General features: G+C 60.6%; 14 protein-coding genes. 7 read left to right on the top strand and 7 right to left on the bottom strand.

The genetic code is table 11. The annotated features are described in order from the left end of the window. Positions 1 to 600: 600 nt before the first annotated feature. Both FHT82_RS17325 and FHT82_RS17330 read right to left on the bottom strand, forming a co-directional pair. Positions 601 to 1,968, bottom strand: a complete 1,368-nt coding sequence (locus FHT82_RS17325; protein ID WP_183733304.1) for a sigma-54 dependent transcriptional regulator — start codon at positions 1,966 to 1,968, stop codon at positions 601 to 603. Continuing rightward, positions 1,965 to 3,842 carry a sensor histidine kinase gene (locus tag FHT82_RS17330; RefSeq protein ID WP_183733307.1) on the bottom strand — a complete coding sequence of 626 codons (1,878 nt, stop codon included), beginning with the start codon at positions 3,840 to 3,842 and terminating at the stop codon, positions 1,965 to 1,967. Before FHT82_RS17330 ends, FHT82_RS17325 begins: the two co-directional genes overlap by 4 nt. Positions 3,843 to 4,047: 205 nt before the next feature. Here FHT82_RS17330 and FHT82_RS17335 point away from each other — a divergent pair, with 205 nt between their 5' ends. Next, positions 4,048 to 5,382: a dicarboxylate/amino acid:cation symporter gene (locus FHT82_RS17335; RefSeq protein WP_183733310.1), complete on the top strand. Its 1,335-nt coding sequence runs from the start codon at positions 4,048 to 4,050 to the stop codon at positions 5,380 to 5,382. 101 nt (positions 5,383 to 5,483) lie between these two features. Here FHT82_RS17335 and ugpC read toward each other — a convergent pair whose 3' ends face one another. From ugpC to FHT82_RS17355, 4 genes are all read right to left on the bottom strand, one after another. Beyond that, entirely contained in the window at positions 5,484 to 6,557 is a 1,074-nt protein-coding gene (gene ugpC, locus FHT82_RS17340; RefSeq protein ID WP_183733313.1) for a sn-glycerol-3-phosphate ABC transporter ATP-binding protein UgpC, read from the bottom strand. Positions 6,558 to 6,581: 24 nt separating this feature from the next. Continuing rightward, positions 6,582 to 7,430: a carbohydrate ABC transporter permease gene (locus tag FHT82_RS17345; protein ID WP_183733316.1), complete on the bottom strand. Its 849-nt coding sequence runs from the start codon at positions 7,428 to 7,430 to the stop codon at positions 6,582 to 6,584. Further along, complete coding sequence (locus tag FHT82_RS17350) at positions 7,423 to 8,361, bottom strand: sugar ABC transporter permease (RefSeq protein WP_183733319.1); 939 nt, start codon at positions 8,359 to 8,361, stop codon at positions 7,423 to 7,425. The genes FHT82_RS17345 and FHT82_RS17350 overlap by 8 nt, the downstream gene beginning before the upstream one ends. Before the next feature lie 78 nt (positions 8,362 to 8,439). Next, positions 8,440 to 9,744, bottom strand: a complete 1,305-nt coding sequence (locus FHT82_RS17355; protein WP_183733322.1) for an extracellular solute-binding protein — start codon at positions 9,742 to 9,744, stop codon at positions 8,440 to 8,442. Between the two features lie 204 nt (positions 9,745 to 9,948). On the opposite strand from FHT82_RS17355, the gene FHT82_RS17360 reads away from it, so the two are divergent. The 5 genes from FHT82_RS17360 to FHT82_RS17380 all read left to right on the top strand — a co-directional run bounded on the left by FHT82_RS17360 (position 9,949) and on the right by FHT82_RS17380 (position 13,576). Continuing rightward, the gene (locus FHT82_RS17360) at positions 9,949 to 11,148 is read left to right on the top strand and encodes an ROK family transcriptional regulator (protein ID WP_183733325.1); all 1,200 of its coding nucleotides are present in this window, start codon (positions 9,949 to 9,951) and stop codon (positions 11,146 to 11,148) included. Between the two features lie 29 nt (positions 11,149 to 11,177). After that, positions 11,178 to 12,281 carry a Gfo/Idh/MocA family oxidoreductase gene (locus FHT82_RS17365; RefSeq protein WP_183734185.1) on the top strand — a complete coding sequence of 368 codons (1,104 nt, stop codon included), beginning with the start codon at positions 11,178 to 11,180 and terminating at the stop codon, positions 12,279 to 12,281. Positions 12,282 to 12,300: 19 nt separating this feature from the next. After that, positions 12,301 to 12,942: a ThuA domain-containing protein gene (locus FHT82_RS17370; protein ID WP_183733330.1), complete on the top strand. Its 642-nt coding sequence runs from the start codon at positions 12,301 to 12,303 to the stop codon at positions 12,940 to 12,942. 133 nt (positions 12,943 to 13,075) lie between these two features. Then, entirely contained in the window at positions 13,076 to 13,228 is a 153-nt protein-coding gene (locus tag FHT82_RS17375) for a hypothetical protein (RefSeq protein ID WP_183733333.1), read from the top strand. Between the two features lie 18 nt (positions 13,229 to 13,246). Further along, a complete protein-coding gene (locus FHT82_RS17380; RefSeq protein ID WP_183733335.1) occupies positions 13,247 to 13,576 on the top strand; it encodes a DUF6665 family protein in 330 nt (109 codons plus the stop codon). Positions 13,577 to 13,668: 92 nt separating this feature from the next. Here the strand turns inward: FHT82_RS17380 and FHT82_RS17385 are convergent, their stop codons facing one another. Beyond that, positions 13,669 to 14,997: an LLM class flavin-dependent oxidoreductase gene (locus FHT82_RS17385; protein ID WP_183733339.1), complete on the bottom strand. Its 1,329-nt coding sequence runs from the start codon at positions 14,995 to 14,997 to the stop codon at positions 13,669 to 13,671. Between the two features lie 313 nt (positions 14,998 to 15,310). Between FHT82_RS17385 and FHT82_RS17390 the strand changes: the two genes are divergently transcribed. Continuing rightward, complete coding sequence (locus FHT82_RS17390) at positions 15,311 to 16,528, top strand: SfnB family sulfur acquisition oxidoreductase (RefSeq protein WP_183733342.1); 1,218 nt, start codon at positions 15,311 to 15,313, stop codon at positions 16,526 to 16,528. Positions 16,529 to 16,548 lie beyond the last annotated feature (20 nt).

Genomic DNA, 16,548 nt, shown 5'->3' on the forward strand with positions numbered 1-16,548 from the left:
ATCCTCAAGGGCGGAAATAAGACATGGCTGGCATTCCGGCATCGCTACACAAAAAAGTGCACGCAACCCACCGAATTGATCCTCGAAAATTGACAGTCTCTATAGCTTTGCGGCAGCGCCGGGAGTATCATTCGCGCGCGGTTTTGAAGAGAGCGCCGCGCACCTTCACGCCAACGACGCGAACATGTGCTGGTGCCGATTAAGGGTTATCTGATTCGTTGGAGCGAGGATTTCTCGCCGTCCGTATTCGAGATGTGCCTCCAAGAGACCTCCGCGAGTGAAGCAATGCCTGATCGAAAACAGGCCGGCAACTCAACCCACGCGATTAAGGCTCCGGATTTTCCGAAATTCCGAGCCCGAGCGGATCCGCAACGACAAAGCTTGCCGGCGCATTTCCTGCAGAAGCGGTGAATGCGCCAGCCCTGTACGTTCCAGGCCAGTGCAATTGACAATCCAGTCGACCGGGAGAGCGATCGTCTCACGGCTTCCCCTCCTGCGGTATTCGATACCGATCCTGTCGCCGGCATCGCTGAGCGTTTTGAAATAACCGGCATGGAAATTGACGATGCCCTGGTGCCGCGGTTGCTCGAACCGGTCATCTCAACTATCCGCCTTCGAAGGGCTGAAAGCGGCCCGCTCGATGCCGTGACGCTGCAGCTTGTCATAAAAGGTTTTGCGCGGGATCCCGAGTGTTTCGATGGTCCGGCGCACGTCGCCTTCGTTGCGGGTCAGCGTCTCGCGGATGATATCGGCCTCGTAGCGGTCGATCCTCGCCGGCAGAGGAAGGGAGGCCTCTTTGTCCTCCGTCCCGTTCTGCTTCGATTCCTCCGACATGATTTCGAGGCCAAGCACGAAGCGCTCGGCGAAATGCGAGAGCTCGCGTACGTTGCCCGGCCAGTCATGGCTTTTCAAGTGGCGGTAAAGTTCAGGTGAAGCCGAGCGAACGGGGCGCTTAAAGCGGTTGGCAGCGCGTTCTGTGAAATGGGCGAAAAGAAGCGGGATGTCATCTCGTCGGTCGCGGAGCGGCGGGATACTGATCGTCACCACATTGAGGCGATAGTAAAGATCCTCGCGAAAATCGCCACGCTCGCGCGGATCGGCGAGATCGATCTTGGCGGCGGCCACGACACGCAGGTCGACGGGCCGCACTTCGTTGGTGCCGAGCGGCATGACTTCACGCATTTCCAGGACGCGCAGCATCTGCACCTGTGCGGAGGCCGGCATGCTTTCGATCTCGTCGAGAAACAGCGTTCCGCCGCTCGAATGCTCGATGCGGCCGACACGCCTCTTCTGCGCGCCGGTAAAGGCGCCGGCCTCATGGCCGAAGAGTTCGCTCTCGATCACCGTTTCCGGCAAGGCGCCGCAGTTCAGGGCGACGAAATTTCCCTTGGCGCGACGGCTCCAGCGGTGCAGCAGGCTTGCCACAACTTCCTTGCCGCTGCCGGTCTCGCCGGTCACCAGCACGTCGACATCGGTATCGGCGATCTGCCGAAGTGTCCGCCGCAGGCGCTCCATGGCCGGCGTCTGACCGATCAGCGGCAGATCGCCCTGCGCCTGTTCCGCAGCCTCGCGTAGCGAGCGGTTGTCGAGCACAAGACGGCGTTTTTCCGCTGCGCGATGTACGCTCTGCACCAGCCGGTCGGCTGCGAAGGGCTTGGTGATGAAGTCATAGGCTCCGTCCTGGATCGCCTTGACGGCCATCGGGATATCGCCATGCCCGGTGATCAGGATCACCGGCAGGTCTTCGTCCAGCCGGCGGATGCGATCGAAGAGCTGCAGCCCATCGACATGCGGCATGCGGATATCCGAGACCACAACTCCGGAAAATTCCGATGTCAGCACCTTCAACGCCTCTGCGGCGGCGAGAAAGGTCGAAACGGAAAAGCCGGCAAGTTCCAGCGTCTGTTTCGTCGCCTTCAGGAGATCCTTGTCGTCGTCGATAAGGAAGACCGGGATCATGTCGCTCATGCCTGTGCTTTCTGGAGATGGACGGTAAAGCGCGTGCCACACTCATTGCTCTCGACCTCGATGCGGCCGCCATAATCGGAAATAATGTCCTTGGAGATGACGAGCCCAAGGCCGAGGCCTTTTTCCTTCGAAGTATTGAAGGGCGAAAAGAGCGAGCCGAGAATGTCCTGCGAAATGCCGGGGCCATTGTCGGCGACAATCACAGCCACCTCGCCCTCAGCCGCCTCACAGAAGATGTCCACCTTTGCTTCCTCCCTGCCCTCAAGCGCTTCGAGCGCATTCTGGAACAGATTGATCAGCACCTGTTCCAGGCGAACGCGGTTTCCGCTCACCTTCAGGCCCGCTGATGGCAGCTTGATATTCAAGGCATCCAGCCGACCGGCAAAGCGGCTTCGCAGCAGCACGACCGCCCCTTCAATGACGGCGCGCAGTTCCACCGGCTCGGCGGCCGTGCGGCCCTTGCGGGCAAAGGCCTTCAGCTCCTCCGTGATCATGCCGATCCGCTCCGTCAGACCTGCGATGGCGTCGAGATTGTCGTCGGCCGATTCCGGCTGGTGGCGTTTAAGGAAGGTGCGGGCATTGTCGGCATAGGCGCGGATGGTCGCCACGGGCTGGTTGATCTCATGCGCCACGCCTGCGGCCACTTGACCAAGGATCGCCAGACGGTTTGCCTGGACAAGTTCCTGCTGCACCACCTGCAGCCTTGCTTCGGTGGCGCGATGATCCGTTATCTCTTCCTGCAGCCTGTCACGGGCGCGGCTCAGATCCTCCGTGCGCTCCAGCACCCTGCGCTCCAGCAACTCGCGTGCTGCGCGTTCGGTTGCAATGCGCATGCTCGCGATTTGGCGACGGCGCAACAGGAAGGTCATGATAGCCAGCACGGGAAGGAGCCCGGCCAGTGTCAGCAAGCGCCACTCGCGCACGGAAGCGGCGATCGGTGCTTCGGTCGGCACGAGATATTCGAGTTGCCACGATGTCGATGGCACCTCGGTGCGCAATCGCAGGAACTCACCCTCACCGCCACCCGGCATGATAGCATGCACGATCGCAGCTCCTGGCCGAAGTGCCTGACGCTCATCGATCGGCAATGGCAGCAGCGGCGCCTCGCCGAATTGCAGGCTGTTTCTGATCGCCGTGAGATTTTCCTGCGGCAGGGGCGCGGCCGTCATGAAGCGCCAGGACGGGAGGCTAGTGATCAGCACGACGCCATGCTCATCGGTGACATAGGCCGGTCGGGCTGCATCGCGCCAGTCGGATTCCAGCTGGTCGAATTCCATTTTGACCACGACGACACCAAGCGGATCAGCAGCGTCCCCGACCCGCCGGGAAATATAAAGGCCGGGCCGGTTGCTGACATTGCCAAGCGCGAAATGCTCAGCCGTGCCCATTTCCATCGCGCGCCGGAAATAATCGCGGAAGGAATAGTCGTTGCCGACGAAGCTCAGAGGCTCCTGCCAGTTGCTGGAAGCGATCGCGATGCCATTCTTGCCGGTGACATAAAGTACCGAGGCGCGGGTGCCGGCCACAAGGCTCTGCAGCTTGCGATCAAGCCCCATGACGGCCTCGCCCTGCCCTGAGGCCAGAGCGTCCCGCACCTGCTGGTCATCGGCGAGAAGCAGCGGCAAGGCTCGCGGCCCCTCGAGCACGGCGCGCAGCAGCGCCACCTTGAGATTGGCGTCCGTCTGCCCCTGATCCTCCAGCGCCGCGATCGCCTGCAGGCGACCATAAATGCCGGCGCCGTAAAGCGCCGCGCCAATCAGGATGGCGGCAAGTGCTGCAAAGATCAGCCAGACGGAACGGGAGCGCCGGCCAAGCTGTTCGGGCGTCAGGAAACGATCAGATGCGGTGCTCTGGTGCATGGCGGTATTGTGCATGTATTCGCACTGCGGGCAAATCACTTTGTGCGAAAATCCGCACTTGCTCAAGAGCGACGAAAATGATGAACAATGATATCAATAGGTTAATTCGAGCCAGAAACTGGCATGCGCATTGCAGATCATGCCCTCATCAGTCGGGAGGCTGTTTGACCATCATGACTTGCCCGCCGCCGCCTTGGCGCCCGGCACAGTGGAGGACACCATGGATATTGCAATGAACGCCGCCGCGGAGCGCGGCAAGACTCCCTTTTATCGGCACCTCTACGTGCAGGTTCTGGCGGCCATCGCCGCCGGCATTCTGCTCGGCCACTTCTACCCTTCTCTTGGCGCTTCGCTGCAGCCGCTCGGAGATGCATTCATCAAGCTCGTGCGCATGGTGATCGCGCCGGTCATCTTCCTGACGGTCACGACCGGCATTGCCGGCATGGCCGACCTCAAGAAGTTCGGCCGCGTCGTCGGCAAGGCGCTTGGCTACTTCCTCGTCTTCTCGACGCTGGCGCTCGTCGTCGGCCTCGTTGTCTCGAATGTCCTGCAGCCTGGCGCCGGCATGCATATCGACCCGGCAACGCTCGATACGAAAGCCGTCAACAACTACGCCGCCCAGGCCCATGACGCGACGGTCGTCGGCTTCCTGATGAACATCATCCCGGACACGATCGTCGGCGCTTTCGCCAAGGGTGATATCCTGCAGGTGCTGTTCTTCTCCATCGTCTTCGGCATTGCGCTTGGCTCCGTCGGCGAACGCGGCAAGCCGGTGCTGGATTTCTTCCAGGTTCTGACAGCCCCGGTCTTCCGTCTCGTCGCAATCCTGATGAAGTTCGCGCCGATCGGCGCCTTCGGTGCCATGGCGTTTACGATCGGCAAATACGGCATTGGCGCGATCGCCAACCTCGCCTTCCTGATCGGCACCTTCTACCTGACGTCGCTGCTCTTCGTTTTGGTCGTGCTCGGTGCAGTCGCCCGCTACAACGGCTTTTCCATCCTGGCGCTGCTCCGCTATATCAAGGAAGAGCTGCTGCTGGTGCTCGGCACCTCGTCGTCCGAAGCCGCCCTGCCCGGCCTGATGAACAAGATGGAACGCGCCGGGTGCAAGCGCTCGGTCGTCGGCCTCGTCATTCCGACCGGCTATTCCTTCAATCTCGACGGCACCAACATCTACATGACATTGGCAGCCCTCTTCATCGCCCAGGCGACGGATACGCATCTGAGCTTCGGCGATCAAATCCTGCTGCTGCTCGTGGCCATGCTGAGTTCCAAGGGTGCCGCCGGCATTACCGGCGCCGGCTTCATCACGCTTGCCGCAACACTCTCGGTCGTCCCCTCGGTTCCGATCGCCGGGATGGCGCTCATCCTCGGCATCGACCGCTTCATGTCGGAATGCCGCGCGCTGACCAACCTCGTCGGCAATGCGGTTGCCACGATCGTCGTTGCCCGCTGGGAAAACGAACTCGACCAGACCCGCTTTGCCGCCGCAATGAACGGAAATTTGCGCGACGACAGCGATCTCCTGGTACCGATCGCACAGCCTGCAGAATAAGCGCTGACAAAATAAATCCGCCGCCAATCACGGGATTGGCGGCGGATTTCATTTGAGATCGATGCTACAGGCCAAAGAAGCCCGCCCGCTATCTCTTAAACTTAGAGCGCCAGACCCGTACCCCGATCGAAAATATGGACCTGCTCGCTGGCAATATTGGCCTCGAAACGGGCGCCGTAGCGGGCGGCATAGTCCCCATCCACCACCGCCGTGACCGGCTGACCGGCCAGATCAAAAACGACATGTGTCTGGGCACCGGTCGGCTCGACAAGCAGGGTCTGCCCGGCAAGCGCATTTCCATCTCTGTTGCCCGGCGTCAGATGCTCGGGGCGCAGGCCGATAGTCACCGCCTGTCCGGGGCGGACTTTGCGGTCGGCAGCAATGCGGATCGCAGTGCCATCCGAAAGACGCGCGGCCGGCTTACCGTCTTCGCCGTCCACCGTGCCGTCGAGCATATTCATCGCCGGCGATCCGATGAACGCTGCGACGAAGAGATTGGCTGGTTTCCTGTAGAGTTCGAGCGGCGTACCCTGTTGCTCCACCCTGCCATGATTGAGCACGACGATGCGGTCGGCAAGCGTCATCGCCTCGATCTGGTCATGCGTGACATAGATCGAGGTGGTCCTGACCTTCTGGTGCAACGTCTTTATTTCCGAGCGCATCTGCACTCGCAGCTTGGCATCGAGGTTGGACAGCGGCTCGTCGAACAGGAAGACGGCAGGATTTCGCACGATGGCGCGGCCCATGGCGACACGCTGGCGCTGGCCGCCGGAAAGCTGGGCCGGCTTGCGGTCGAGAAGCTGGGCGAGATCCAGCATTCGAGCGGCCTCTGCCACGCGCGCCTCGATCTGCGCTTTTGCGACACCGGCGAGCTTCAGATTGAAGCCCATGTTTTCCGCGACAGTCATATGCGGATAGAGCGCGTAGGACTGGAAGACCATGGCGATGTTGCGCTCGCGCGGCGTCATGCTGTTGACGACAGAGCCGCCAATCGCGATCTCGCCGTCGGTGATCTCCTCGAGGCCGGCGATCATCCGCAGAAGGGTCGATTTTCCGCAGCCGGACGGCCCGACGAGGGCGACGAATTCCCCATCCTCGATATCGAGCGAAATGCCGTGAATGACGTCGACGGCACCATAGGCCTTGCGGATATCGTTCAGTGAAACGGATGCCATGATTGCACCTCCAATGGCTCGGGCTCAGGACTTCACGGCGCCGGCGGTCAATCCGGCGATGATGTGCCTTTGGGCGATGAAAAAGACGATGATGGTGGGCAGGATGGTGAGCGTGATGAAGGCCAGCACCAGCTGCCATTCCGTCCCGTATTCGCCGCGATAGACCATGATGCCGAGCGGCCAGGGATATTTGGACTCCGAGTTCAGCATGATCAGCGGCAGGATATAACTGTTCCAGCTGCCGACGAAGGAGATGATGCTGACGGTGGCGACGATCGGTCGGGAAAGCGGCAGCGATATATGCCAGAAGAAGCGCAGATAACCGCAACCATCGACGAACGCCGCCTGGAACAATTCTTCCGGAAGATTGCGGAAATAGTTGCGAAACAAGAGGATGCTCATGCCGAGACCGAAGGCCACCTGCGGCAGCACCACGCCCCAATAGGTGTTCAAAAGCCCAAGATCGCGGATGCGGATGAAGAGCGGCAGGATCGCGGTCGCCGCCGGAAACATCAGACCGAGCAGAAAATAGTTGAGCAGGAAGGACGAGCCGAAGAACCGGACATGGGCAAAGGCAAAAGCCGCCATGGACGAAACGATCAGCGTCAGGAGCACCGTGAGCGCTGCGATGACAAGTGAATTGCCGATCTGCAGCCAGTAGCGCTCGCCGAAGAGAATGTCGGTATAATTCGCCAATTGCCATTCCGTTGGCAGGCCGAAAGGATTGGTGCGCAGGTCGCCCAGCGTCTTGAAGCCGCCGAGCGCGGTCGTCACCAGCGGCACGAGCACGATCGCGGCAATCAGGCTCAGCGACACGTACAGATAGATGCGCGTGGACACGCTCATACGGATGGAAGAGCTTATATCAGTCATGACGCATGAAGATCCTTTTGTAGCCGAAGGCGAGCGTGACGCAGATGATGAAGAGCACCACGCCGACGGCGCTGCCCAAGCCCACCTGCATACGCATGACGCCATAGGTGTAGAGGAAGGTGACCATCGTCTGCGTGGAATTGGACGGCCCGCCGCCCGTCAGCGGCATGATCATGTCGAAGAGCTGCAGCGAGCCGACGACGGCGAAGAAGATCGAAAGGCGCAAGGTTGAGCCGAGCAGCGGCAGCGTGACGTAACGGAATTTCTGCCAGCCGGTCGCGCCGTCGATTTCGGCCGCCTCCAGCACGTTCTTGTCGACGGATTGCAGGCCGGCGATGAACAGCATCATGTGAAAACCGAAATATTTCCAGACGATGACCCCGAGTATCGCATAAATTGCTACGTCCTTGTCGGCGAGCACATAAGGGTTGGCGAAACCGAAGAAATTGGAAACGGCTGCAAACAGGCCGTAATCGCCGTCATAGACGAAACGCCAGATGAGGCCCGCTGCAACATCCGCCAGCACATAGGGCAGGAAGAAGATCAGACGGAAGCCGACAACGCCGGGAATGCGGTGGGCAAGCATCGTCGCCAGCCAGATGGCGAGCGGCACCTGGATGCAGATCGAGATGACGATGATCAGGCCGTTATTGACCAGCGCCTGGGTGAAAGCCGCGTTGCGGAACAGGACCTGGAAATTGCGGAGCGCGATGAATTCGGTCGGCGTGCCGTAGCCGTTCCACTTATAGAGGCTGTACCAGGCCGCCTCGCCCATCGGCATGATGACGAAGAGCGTGAAGAGGAGCAGCGCCGGTGGCAGGAAGAGCAGCAGCACCGTCAGCCGGTCGTGGGCGACCGAGCTCTTCCTATTTGCGGTTCGTCTTGCCAGCCTTACGGCACTCGGTGTTGATAGGACTGATACATTGGCCATGGGTCCTGCTTTCGCATCTCGGCTGCGGTGCCGGCGCTCCGCTTTGGCAGGAGCGCCGGAAGGTTCTGCGGGCGCTGACTATTGCTCCAGTTCGAAAGCGTCCTGGATCATCTGGGCGCCGTCCTTGGAATTCATCTGTCCGGAGACGATTTCCACCGACACGTCGTTAACGACACGGCCGACGGCCGCACCGAGATCCTGGTCGAAGAAATTCTGATGCCAGGTGGCACCAGCAAGCTGTTTTGCCGATTCGGCAAGCAGTGGGTTGACGACGCCATCGTCGGCGCCGGCCGCAACAGGCAGGAGCATACCGGCCTTTGCCATCGTGCGCTCGTTGTCCGCATTCGTCAGGAAAGCGAGGAAATCGATCGCTTCCTTGGAGGCCTTCTTGGTTAAGGCCCAGCCGTTCAGGCCACCGAGCGTATCCGTCGGCTTGCCCGCACCACCTTCGACCGTCGGAAAGACAAAACGGCCGATATTGTCGGGCGCCAGACCCTTGCCGTCGCCGGAATTCTTGCGCTGGTTGGCCTCGGTCGCTTCGAAGCCGAGGATCATCGCGGCCTTGCCGTCACCGAAGACGCCGAGCGTCTGCGGCCAGGTCGCGCCGAGATAGCCGGGCTGGAAAGGTTCGAGCTTGCCGAGTTCGGCGAGATCGTCGCCGGCCTTGATGATCGCGGGATCGAGGAAACCTTCGCCCTCGCCCTTCTTGGCAGCTTCGAAGACCTTCTGGCCGCCCTCGCGCATTACGAGATAGCTCCAGTAGAAGTGGATCGGCCACTTCTCGCCACCACCGCCCGCAATCGGCACGATGCCGGCCGCCTTTATCTTTTTCACCGCTTCGAGAAAATCGGTCCAGGTCTTGATGTCTTCGGCCTTGACACCGGCCTTGGCAAACAGCGCCTTGTTGTAGAAGAAGCTGACAAGGCCTACCTTATATGGGATCGCCCAGGTCTTGCCGTCGAAGGTCAGACCATCCACGGAAGCGGGCGTATAAGCCTTGCGCAATTTGCCGCCATCGGCATCGAGGGCCGGCGTCACATCCTGTAACGCGCCGGTCTCCGACTGCTGCTTCAGGACGCCGCCGCCCCAGCTGAAAAAGAAATCCGGTACGTCGTCGGACTGCAGCAATGTCGGAAGCTTGGCCTTGAACGCCTCGTTTTCGAGGAACTGCATCTGGATGTCGACGTCGGGATGCTGGGCTTCGTATTTCTTGACGATATCTTCCCAGGCCGCGACGTTTTTCGGATCGGTTTCGAGATGCAGCCACTTGACCACCGTCGCCGCCGAAGCAGCCCCTGCCCCGGCCAATAACATGCCGGCTGCCGCAGCCATGGACACGATGCGCCCGCCGCCAAAAGCGGCGCTCTTGGACATAAAATTCATGATTTTCCTCCCAGGGGACCTATCCTCACAATTTTTCCCCTATGCGGAATAATTCAACGGAGCTTTTGCCCAATGTCAAGCCAATCGCTGTATTTTTCATCAAATTCGCTTGACAGGGCTCCGTATTTGCCTGCTATTTATTTCGTAACCCGTTAAAAACATTAGGCGGCTTGCCCCAGCAGACCGATTGCCTGGCTAATTTTTATGAAGACTGCAGACCCCGAATTAATGCGTGCGATCAACCGCTTGAACGTGCTCGACACGATCCGGCGTCACGGTCCGATTTCTCGTATCCAGATCAGCGAGCGTACGGAGCTCTCGACCACGACGGTTTCCGCGATCACCGCTTCGCTGCTCGACGATGGACTGATCCTGCCGCGTCATGAGGGCGATATCCGCAATGAGGCTGTCCGCGGAAGACCCCGCGTGATGCTGGAGCTCAATCCTGATGCCGCCCGTGTGGTCGGCGCCAAGATCGCCGCCAGCCGCATGATCTTCGTCGTCGCCAATTTCCGCGGGGACGTGCTCTCCAGGCTGACACTGCCGATCCGCATCGATCGTCAGCCGATCGCCGTCATTGCCGATCTCGTCGAAGATGGCGTTCGCCGTTGTGTCGTCGATATCGGCTTGTCGCTCGATGATATAGACAGCATCTGCCTGGCACTTCCCGGCGTCATCGAGCACCGCACGGGCTATATCCGCTCAAGCCCGATATTCCGCGAAGTCAATGTTGATTTTGCTAAGGAAATGTCGACCCGCCTATCGACGCCGACGATCATCGAAAGCGACGCGCATGCAATCACGCTTGGCCATCACTGGTTCGGCAAGGCCCGCGACCTCGAAGACATGGTGCTGATCTCACTGGAGCAGACACTCGGCCTGGGCGTGCTTCATGACAACCAGCTTTTCCGCGGCGCCGGCGGCCTCAGCCACAATCTTGGCGACCTCGTTCTCGGCATGGGCCAGCAGGGCGTGGTCCGCCTTTCCAGCCAGGCCGGAGAAAGCGCCATTCTCGGCGACCAGCAGACCGATGGACGTTTTGCCGAGGCGGTGCGTCTCGGCCGCGGCATGACCCATGTACAGGCAATGATCCAGGCCGACGACGACAGGCTGATCGGTGCAGCCGCGCGGGCCGGCGAGGCGGTCGGGCTGACGATCGCCAATATCGTCACGCTGTTTGCACCGCCGCGCGTCATTCTCGTCGGCTCTTCGCTCGCGCTGGGTGAGCCGTTCCTCAACAGCCTGCGGGATGCCTATGCACTGGCCATCCCGCCATCCCTGCAAGGCGTCAGCGAACTCGTTTTCGATGATTCGACCGACGATTTCTGGGCACAGGGTGCAGCGGCCGTCGCGCTCTATGAACTCTATGAATCGCCCTGGAGTACCACCGGGCCAGCGCTCTGACGCGCAAAACCGTATTGTTGGAGGACATGATGGAAAAAGTCGGTATCGGCATCATTGGATGCGGCAATATTTCGGGCGCCTATCTGAAGGCGATGACATCGGCATTTCCGATCCTCGATATCAAGGGACTGGGCGATCTCAATCGCGAACTCGCCGAGGCAAAGGCGGCCGAATTCAATCTTCAGGCCAGGACGGTCGACGAGCTTCTCGCCGACCCGAAGGTCGAGATCATCGTCAACCTGACCATTCCGAAGGCCCATGTCGCCGTCGGCCTGCAAGCGCTGGAAGCCGGAAAGCACACCTATTCAGAAAAGCCACTCGGGATTAATTTCGGAGAAGGGAAAAAATTGGCGGATGCCGCCAAGGCCAAGGGCCTGCGCATCGGCGCGGCTCCCGACACTTTTCTCGGCGGCGGCCATCAGACGGCCCGTACCCTGATCGATGACGGCGTCATCGGTATCCCGGTCGGCGGCACCGCGACCTTCATGTGCCCCGGCCACGAGCGCTGGCATCCCAACCCGGCCTTCTACTATGAAGTCGGCGGCGGCCCGATGCTCGACATGGGTCCCTACTACATCACCGACCTCGTGAACCTGCTGGGGCCGGTCGCCAAGGTCGCCAGTTTTGCAGTCACACCGCGCAATGAGCGTATCGTCACCAGCCAACCTCGCAACGGCGAGCATATTCCAGTTCACATCCCAACCCATGTCGCCGGTGTCATGGCTTTCGCCAATGGCGCCGTCGTGCAGATCGGCATGAGCTTCGATGTGGCCGGCCATAAGCACGTGCCTCTCGAAGTCTATGGTACGGAAGGAACGTTGATCGTGCCCGACCCGAACCATTTCGGCGGGGCGGTCGAATATCTGAAGAAGGGCGGCCAGTTCGAGGACCAGCCGGTGACCCTGCCTTATGCCGACGGCAACTATCGCTCTCTCGGCGTCGCCGATCTCGCCCATGCCATCCGATCGAACCGGCCGCACCGCGCGAACGGCGATCTGGCGCTGCATGTGCTCGAAGTGATGGAAGCCTTCCAGACGGCGTCCGACACCGGCAGCACGGTGACACTCACCACGACAGCGGAGCGCCCCGCTCCGCTTTCTCAATCCCTCGTCGACGGACTGCTCGGCAAGTAACATTCAGGAGGAATACAGGATGCGTGAAGCACTGATCGTCTGGGGCGGCTGGGCAGGCCACGAACCGGAACAATGCGCCGCAATCATCAAGGACATGCTCGAGGAAGACGGCTTCAAGGTCTATGTGGAGCACAGCACGGAGGCGTTCGCCGATCCGTCGATTCACGACCTGAGCCTTATCGTACCCGTCATCACAATGTCGAAGATCGAGAAGGAAGAGGTGAAGAACCTCGCTGCCGCCATCGAAAGCGGCGTTGGCATTGCCGGCTATCACGGCGGCGCCGGCGACAGCTTCCGCGAATCGACCGAGTACCAGTTCATCATCGGTGGCCAGTGGGTTGCCCATCCGGGCAACATCATCAACTACACCATCAACGTCACGCGACCGGATGACCCGCTGATGGAGGGGATTACCGATTTCCCCTATAATTCCGAGCAGTATTACATGCATGTCGACCCCTCGAACGAGGTGCTGGCAACAACCACCTTCACCGGCGAACATGCCTACTGGATCGATGGCGTAACCATGCCGGTCGTCTGGAAGCGCAAATACGGCAAGGGTCGAGTCTTTTATTCGTCCCTCGGCCATGTCGCCAAGGAATTCGATGTGCCGCAGATGAAGACGATCTTCCGCCGCGGCGCCAACTGGGCGGCTCGCTGACCCGACTTGACCTTGAGCTGCCGGTGTCCACCGGCAGCTCTCACATAAAAGCGCATATTTGGACAGGACACGGGTGCCAAAGCCCGTCGATATGCGTTACTGCTGTGGGAAGAATGAACCGAACAGCAAGACAATGAGCGACAACGTCATCAAGTTTCGCAAGCCGAAGCCCCCGCCGAAAGCACCCAATCCCATGCTCCGCAAGCTGGTGATCATCGCCGTGGTGATTCTCGTGTTTGCCGCCGCCTGGGCCTATTTCCAGGTCACGGGCAGGCCGGCGCCGTAACCAGCGAGGGAAAGTCCAATGAGCGTTCGCCCGCCGCAATCCTTCAGGCAGTCCATTTCGGCCGAAGGCGGGGTGAATGTACTCGAATATGAACTCATGTCGGAGCGGGCGAGTTCGCTCGGGCGCAATGGCCTGAAGGTCGAATCGGCGCTCGCTGCGCTAAAGGCCTGGAATGCCGATCGCCATGGCACCGAGCAGCGCGAGACCCTGGTCAACAACGCCTCCGATGCGGTCTGGGCGCTCTTCATCCAGCGCGAGATCTGTGGGCTTCGCAACAACAAGGATATTATCCAGCGCTACGCCATTCCCGGCGAAGTGCTGGCAAGGGTCGGTGTTATCAGGAAATAGCCTCCGGTCAGGCAGTCGCCTCCGCATCTCCGCGCGCAGCCCCTCTTCGAAAGTCGCTCTGCCTGATCGTTGCCCGGCCCTGGCGGTTTTCTTCAGGCGAAGAAGCGGTTTTCCGGCCGCGGCAAGCCAAGATGTTCTCGCAGCGTCGTGCCCTCATAGTCCCTGCGGAACAGGCCCCGGCGCTGCAATTCCGGAACCAGGCGTGTCGTGACGTCGTCGAGACCCTGCGGCAGGTAAGGGAAGACGACGTTGAAGCCATCCGAACCTTCCTCATCCAGCCAGCGTTCCATCTCGTCGGCAATGCTCTCAGGCGTGCCGACGAAGGCAAGGCCAGAATAGCCGCCATAACGCTGGGCAAGCTGGCGTACGGTCAGGTTTTCCTCCTGCGCCAGCTTGATGACCTGGGCGCGGCCGGTCTTGCTGGCATTGGTATCGGGAATATCATCAGGCAGTGGCGCATCCGGGTCAAAGCCGGAGGCATCATGGCCGAGGGCGATCGAAAGCGATGCGATGGCGCTATCGTAGTGAACGAGGCTATCGAGGGCGAGACGCTTGGCGCGCGCTTCCTCGATGCTGTCGCCGATGACGACGAAGGCGGCGGGCAGCATTTTGAGATGGTCGCGATTGCGGCCGATGGCCTGCATCCGGCCCTTGATATCGGCGTAAAGTGCCTTGCCGCCGTCGAGATCGCGTGGCGAACAGAAGACCACTTCGGCGGTTTCGGCCGCAAGCTGGCGACCCGGGTCCGATTGGCCGGCCTGCACGATGACGGGCCAGCCCTGGACCGGTCGGGCAATGTTCAACGGCCCGCGCACGCTCAACTCCTCGCCCTTGTGGTCGAGCACATGCATTTTGTCGGGATCGAAATAAATGCCGCTGTCGCGATCGCGGATGAAGGCATCGTCGGCGAAGCTGTCCCAGAGGCCGGTGACGACATCATAGAATTCACGCGCGCGCTTGTAGCGCTCACCGTGTTCCACGTGCTCGTCCAGACCGAAATTGAGAGCTGCATCGGGGTTGGAGGTGGTCACGATGTTCCAGGCGGCGCGGCCATTGCTGATGTGATCGAGCGAGGCGAAACGACGGGCGATGTGGTAGGGCTCATCGAAGGTCGTCGATGCCGTCGCAGCGAGCCCGATCCTCTCGGTGACGGCGGCCAGCGCCGAAAGCAGCGTGAACGGCTCGAAGGAGGTCACGGTATGGCTGCGCTTCAGCGCCTCCACCGGCATGTTGAGCACAGCCAGGTGATCGGCCATGAAGAAGGCGTCGAACTTCGCGGCCTCGAGCTTCTGCGCGAAAGACTTGAGATGGGCGAAGTTGAAATTGGCATCCGGATAGGACCCGGGATAGCGCCATGCGCCGGCGTGCAGGCTGACGGGACGCATAAAGGCGCCAAGGCGCAACTGCCGGGAACGGGTCATGTTTTTCCTCATGGATCGGGCGAAGCGGTCGCCTGCCCTCTGCAGAATGCGGATACGGGAATGACGTATCGGTCCAGGGTTACGTAGGAGCTGGAGAGCAGCAATAGGAGATCGACCATGTCAATTTTCGGCGACAGTTCCACCACCAAACCGGTCACTTCCAGGTGAGATCGACGAAGATGCACGTTAGACGCCGGGCCAGCCGCCGGATAAGCAAGCGCTTTCCATTTTCTATCACATCTATAGAATTTATAATCTTACCTCTCGCTTCGATTTCTTTCACCCATAGCCTCGTCAGAACCTGGAGAAATCGATGACGACCGTGCTCAGGCAACAAGATCAGATCCGGCCCGTGGCCGCCCGCATTGCCAGCGACGAGGAAGCGCTTGAAACGGCGCGTAGGCTGGCCGTCCAGTTTGCTGCTACGGCCGCCGGGCGCGACGCAGAACGCCGGTTGCCCTTTGCCGAACTCGATGAACTGGCCCAGTCCGGCCTGCTGGCGATCGCCGTCCCCGCACAATATGGCGGGCTCGATGTCTCGAATGCCGTGCTGGCTGAAGTAACGGCGATCCTCGCAGCAGCCGATGGCTCGATCGGCCAGATCCCGCAGAACCATTTCTACATTCTGGAAGCGCTGCGCACGGATGGCAGCGAGGAGCAGAAGCGGTATTTCTTCGGCCGGGCGCTCGCCGGCGACCGCTTCGGCAATGCACTCTCGGAGCGCGGCACGAAGACGGTCGGCCACTACAATACCCGCATTGTCAGGGACGGGCCTGGTTATCGCATCAATGGCACGAAATATTATTCGACCGGCGTGCTCTTTGCCGACTGGGTCACCGTTTTCGCGCTTGACGAAGAGGACCGTCTCATCATGGCCTTCGTGCCGAAGGGCACTGAGGGCGTCGAGATCGTCGACGACTGGGATGGCTTCGGCCAGCGCACGACGGGCAGCGGCACGACAATCTTCAACAATGTCTATGTGCATGCCGATTCCGTCGTCTTGCATCACAAAGGCTTCGAGCGGCCGACGACGATCGGCTCGGTCGGCCAGATCGTCCATGCCGGCATCGATCTCGGCATTGCGCGCGCAGCTTTTGCCGAGACGCTGGAATTCGTGCGCACCAAGTCACGCCCCTGGATGGACAGCGGCGTGGAGCGCGCCGCCGATGATCCGCTGACGATATCGAAGGTCGGGCAGATCGCCATCCGTCTGGAAGCTGCTACGGCACTCCTCGAACGCGCCGGTCGCAAGGTCGATGCAGCGCAGATCGAGACGACCGAGGCGACCGTCGTCGAGGCGACGCTTGCGGTTGCCGCCGCCAAGGTGCTCACGACAGAGATTGCGATCGAAGCAACCAACACGCTGTTCGAGCTCGCCGGAACATCCGCGGTCAAGGCCGAACTCAATCTCGACCGGCACTGGCGCAATGCACGCACCCATACGCTGCACGATCCAGTGCGTTGGAAGTACCACGTCGTCGGCAATTACCATCTGAACGGAGTGACACCGCCGAAGAACGGCGCGCTCTGACCGCTCTCCTCAAACTGAAA

This window comes from Rhizobium sp. BK275 (assembly GCF_014193555.1).
GTDB lineage: Bacteria > Pseudomonadota > Alphaproteobacteria > Rhizobiales > Rhizobiaceae > Rhizobium.

Bases quoted from the DNA above. Each gene is read 5' to 3' on its own strand.
- FHT82_RS17355 (WP_183733322.1), bottom strand. From the start codon at position 9,744: ATGAATTTTATGTCCAAGAGCGCCGCTTTTGGCGGCGGGCGCATCGTG.
- FHT82_RS17375 (WP_183733333.1), top strand. From the start codon at position 13,076: ATGAGCGACAACGTCATCAAGTTTCGCAAGCCGAAGCCCCCGCCGAAA.
- ugpC (WP_183733313.1), bottom strand. From the start codon at position 6,557: ATGGCATCCGTTTCACTGAACGATATCCGCAAGGCCTATGGTGCCGTC.
- FHT82_RS17385 (WP_183733339.1), bottom strand. From the start codon at position 14,997: ATGACCCGTTCCCGGCAGTTGCGCCTTGGCGCCTTTATGCGTCCCGTC.
- FHT82_RS17360 (WP_183733325.1), top strand. From the start codon at position 9,949: ATGAAGACTGCAGACCCCGAATTAATGCGTGCGATCAACCGCTTGAAC.
- FHT82_RS17350 (WP_183733319.1), bottom strand. From the start codon at position 8,361: ATGGCCAATGTATCAGTCCTATCAACACCGAGTGCCGTAAGGCTGGCA.
- FHT82_RS17325 (WP_183733304.1), bottom strand. From the start codon at position 1,968: ATGAGCGACATGATCCCGGTCTTCCTTATCGACGACGACAAGGATCTC.
- FHT82_RS17335 (WP_183733310.1), top strand. From the start codon at position 4,048: ATGGATATTGCAATGAACGCCGCCGCGGAGCGCGGCAAGACTCCCTTT.
- FHT82_RS17380 (WP_183733335.1), top strand. From the start codon at position 13,247: ATGAGCGTTCGCCCGCCGCAATCCTTCAGGCAGTCCATTTCGGCCGAA.
- FHT82_RS17345 (WP_183733316.1), bottom strand. From the start codon at position 7,430: ATGACTGATATAAGCTCTTCCATCCGTATGAGCGTGTCCACGCGCATC.
- FHT82_RS17370 (WP_183733330.1), top strand. From the start codon at position 12,301: ATGCGTGAAGCACTGATCGTCTGGGGCGGCTGGGCAGGCCACGAACCG.
- FHT82_RS17390 (WP_183733342.1), top strand. From the start codon at position 15,311: ATGACGACCGTGCTCAGGCAACAAGATCAGATCCGGCCCGTGGCCGCC.
- FHT82_RS17365 (WP_183734185.1), top strand. From the start codon at position 11,178: ATGGAAAAAGTCGGTATCGGCATCATTGGATGCGGCAATATTTCGGGC.
- FHT82_RS17330 (WP_183733307.1), bottom strand. From the start codon at position 3,842: ATGCACAATACCGCCATGCACCAGAGCACCGCATCTGATCGTTTCCTG.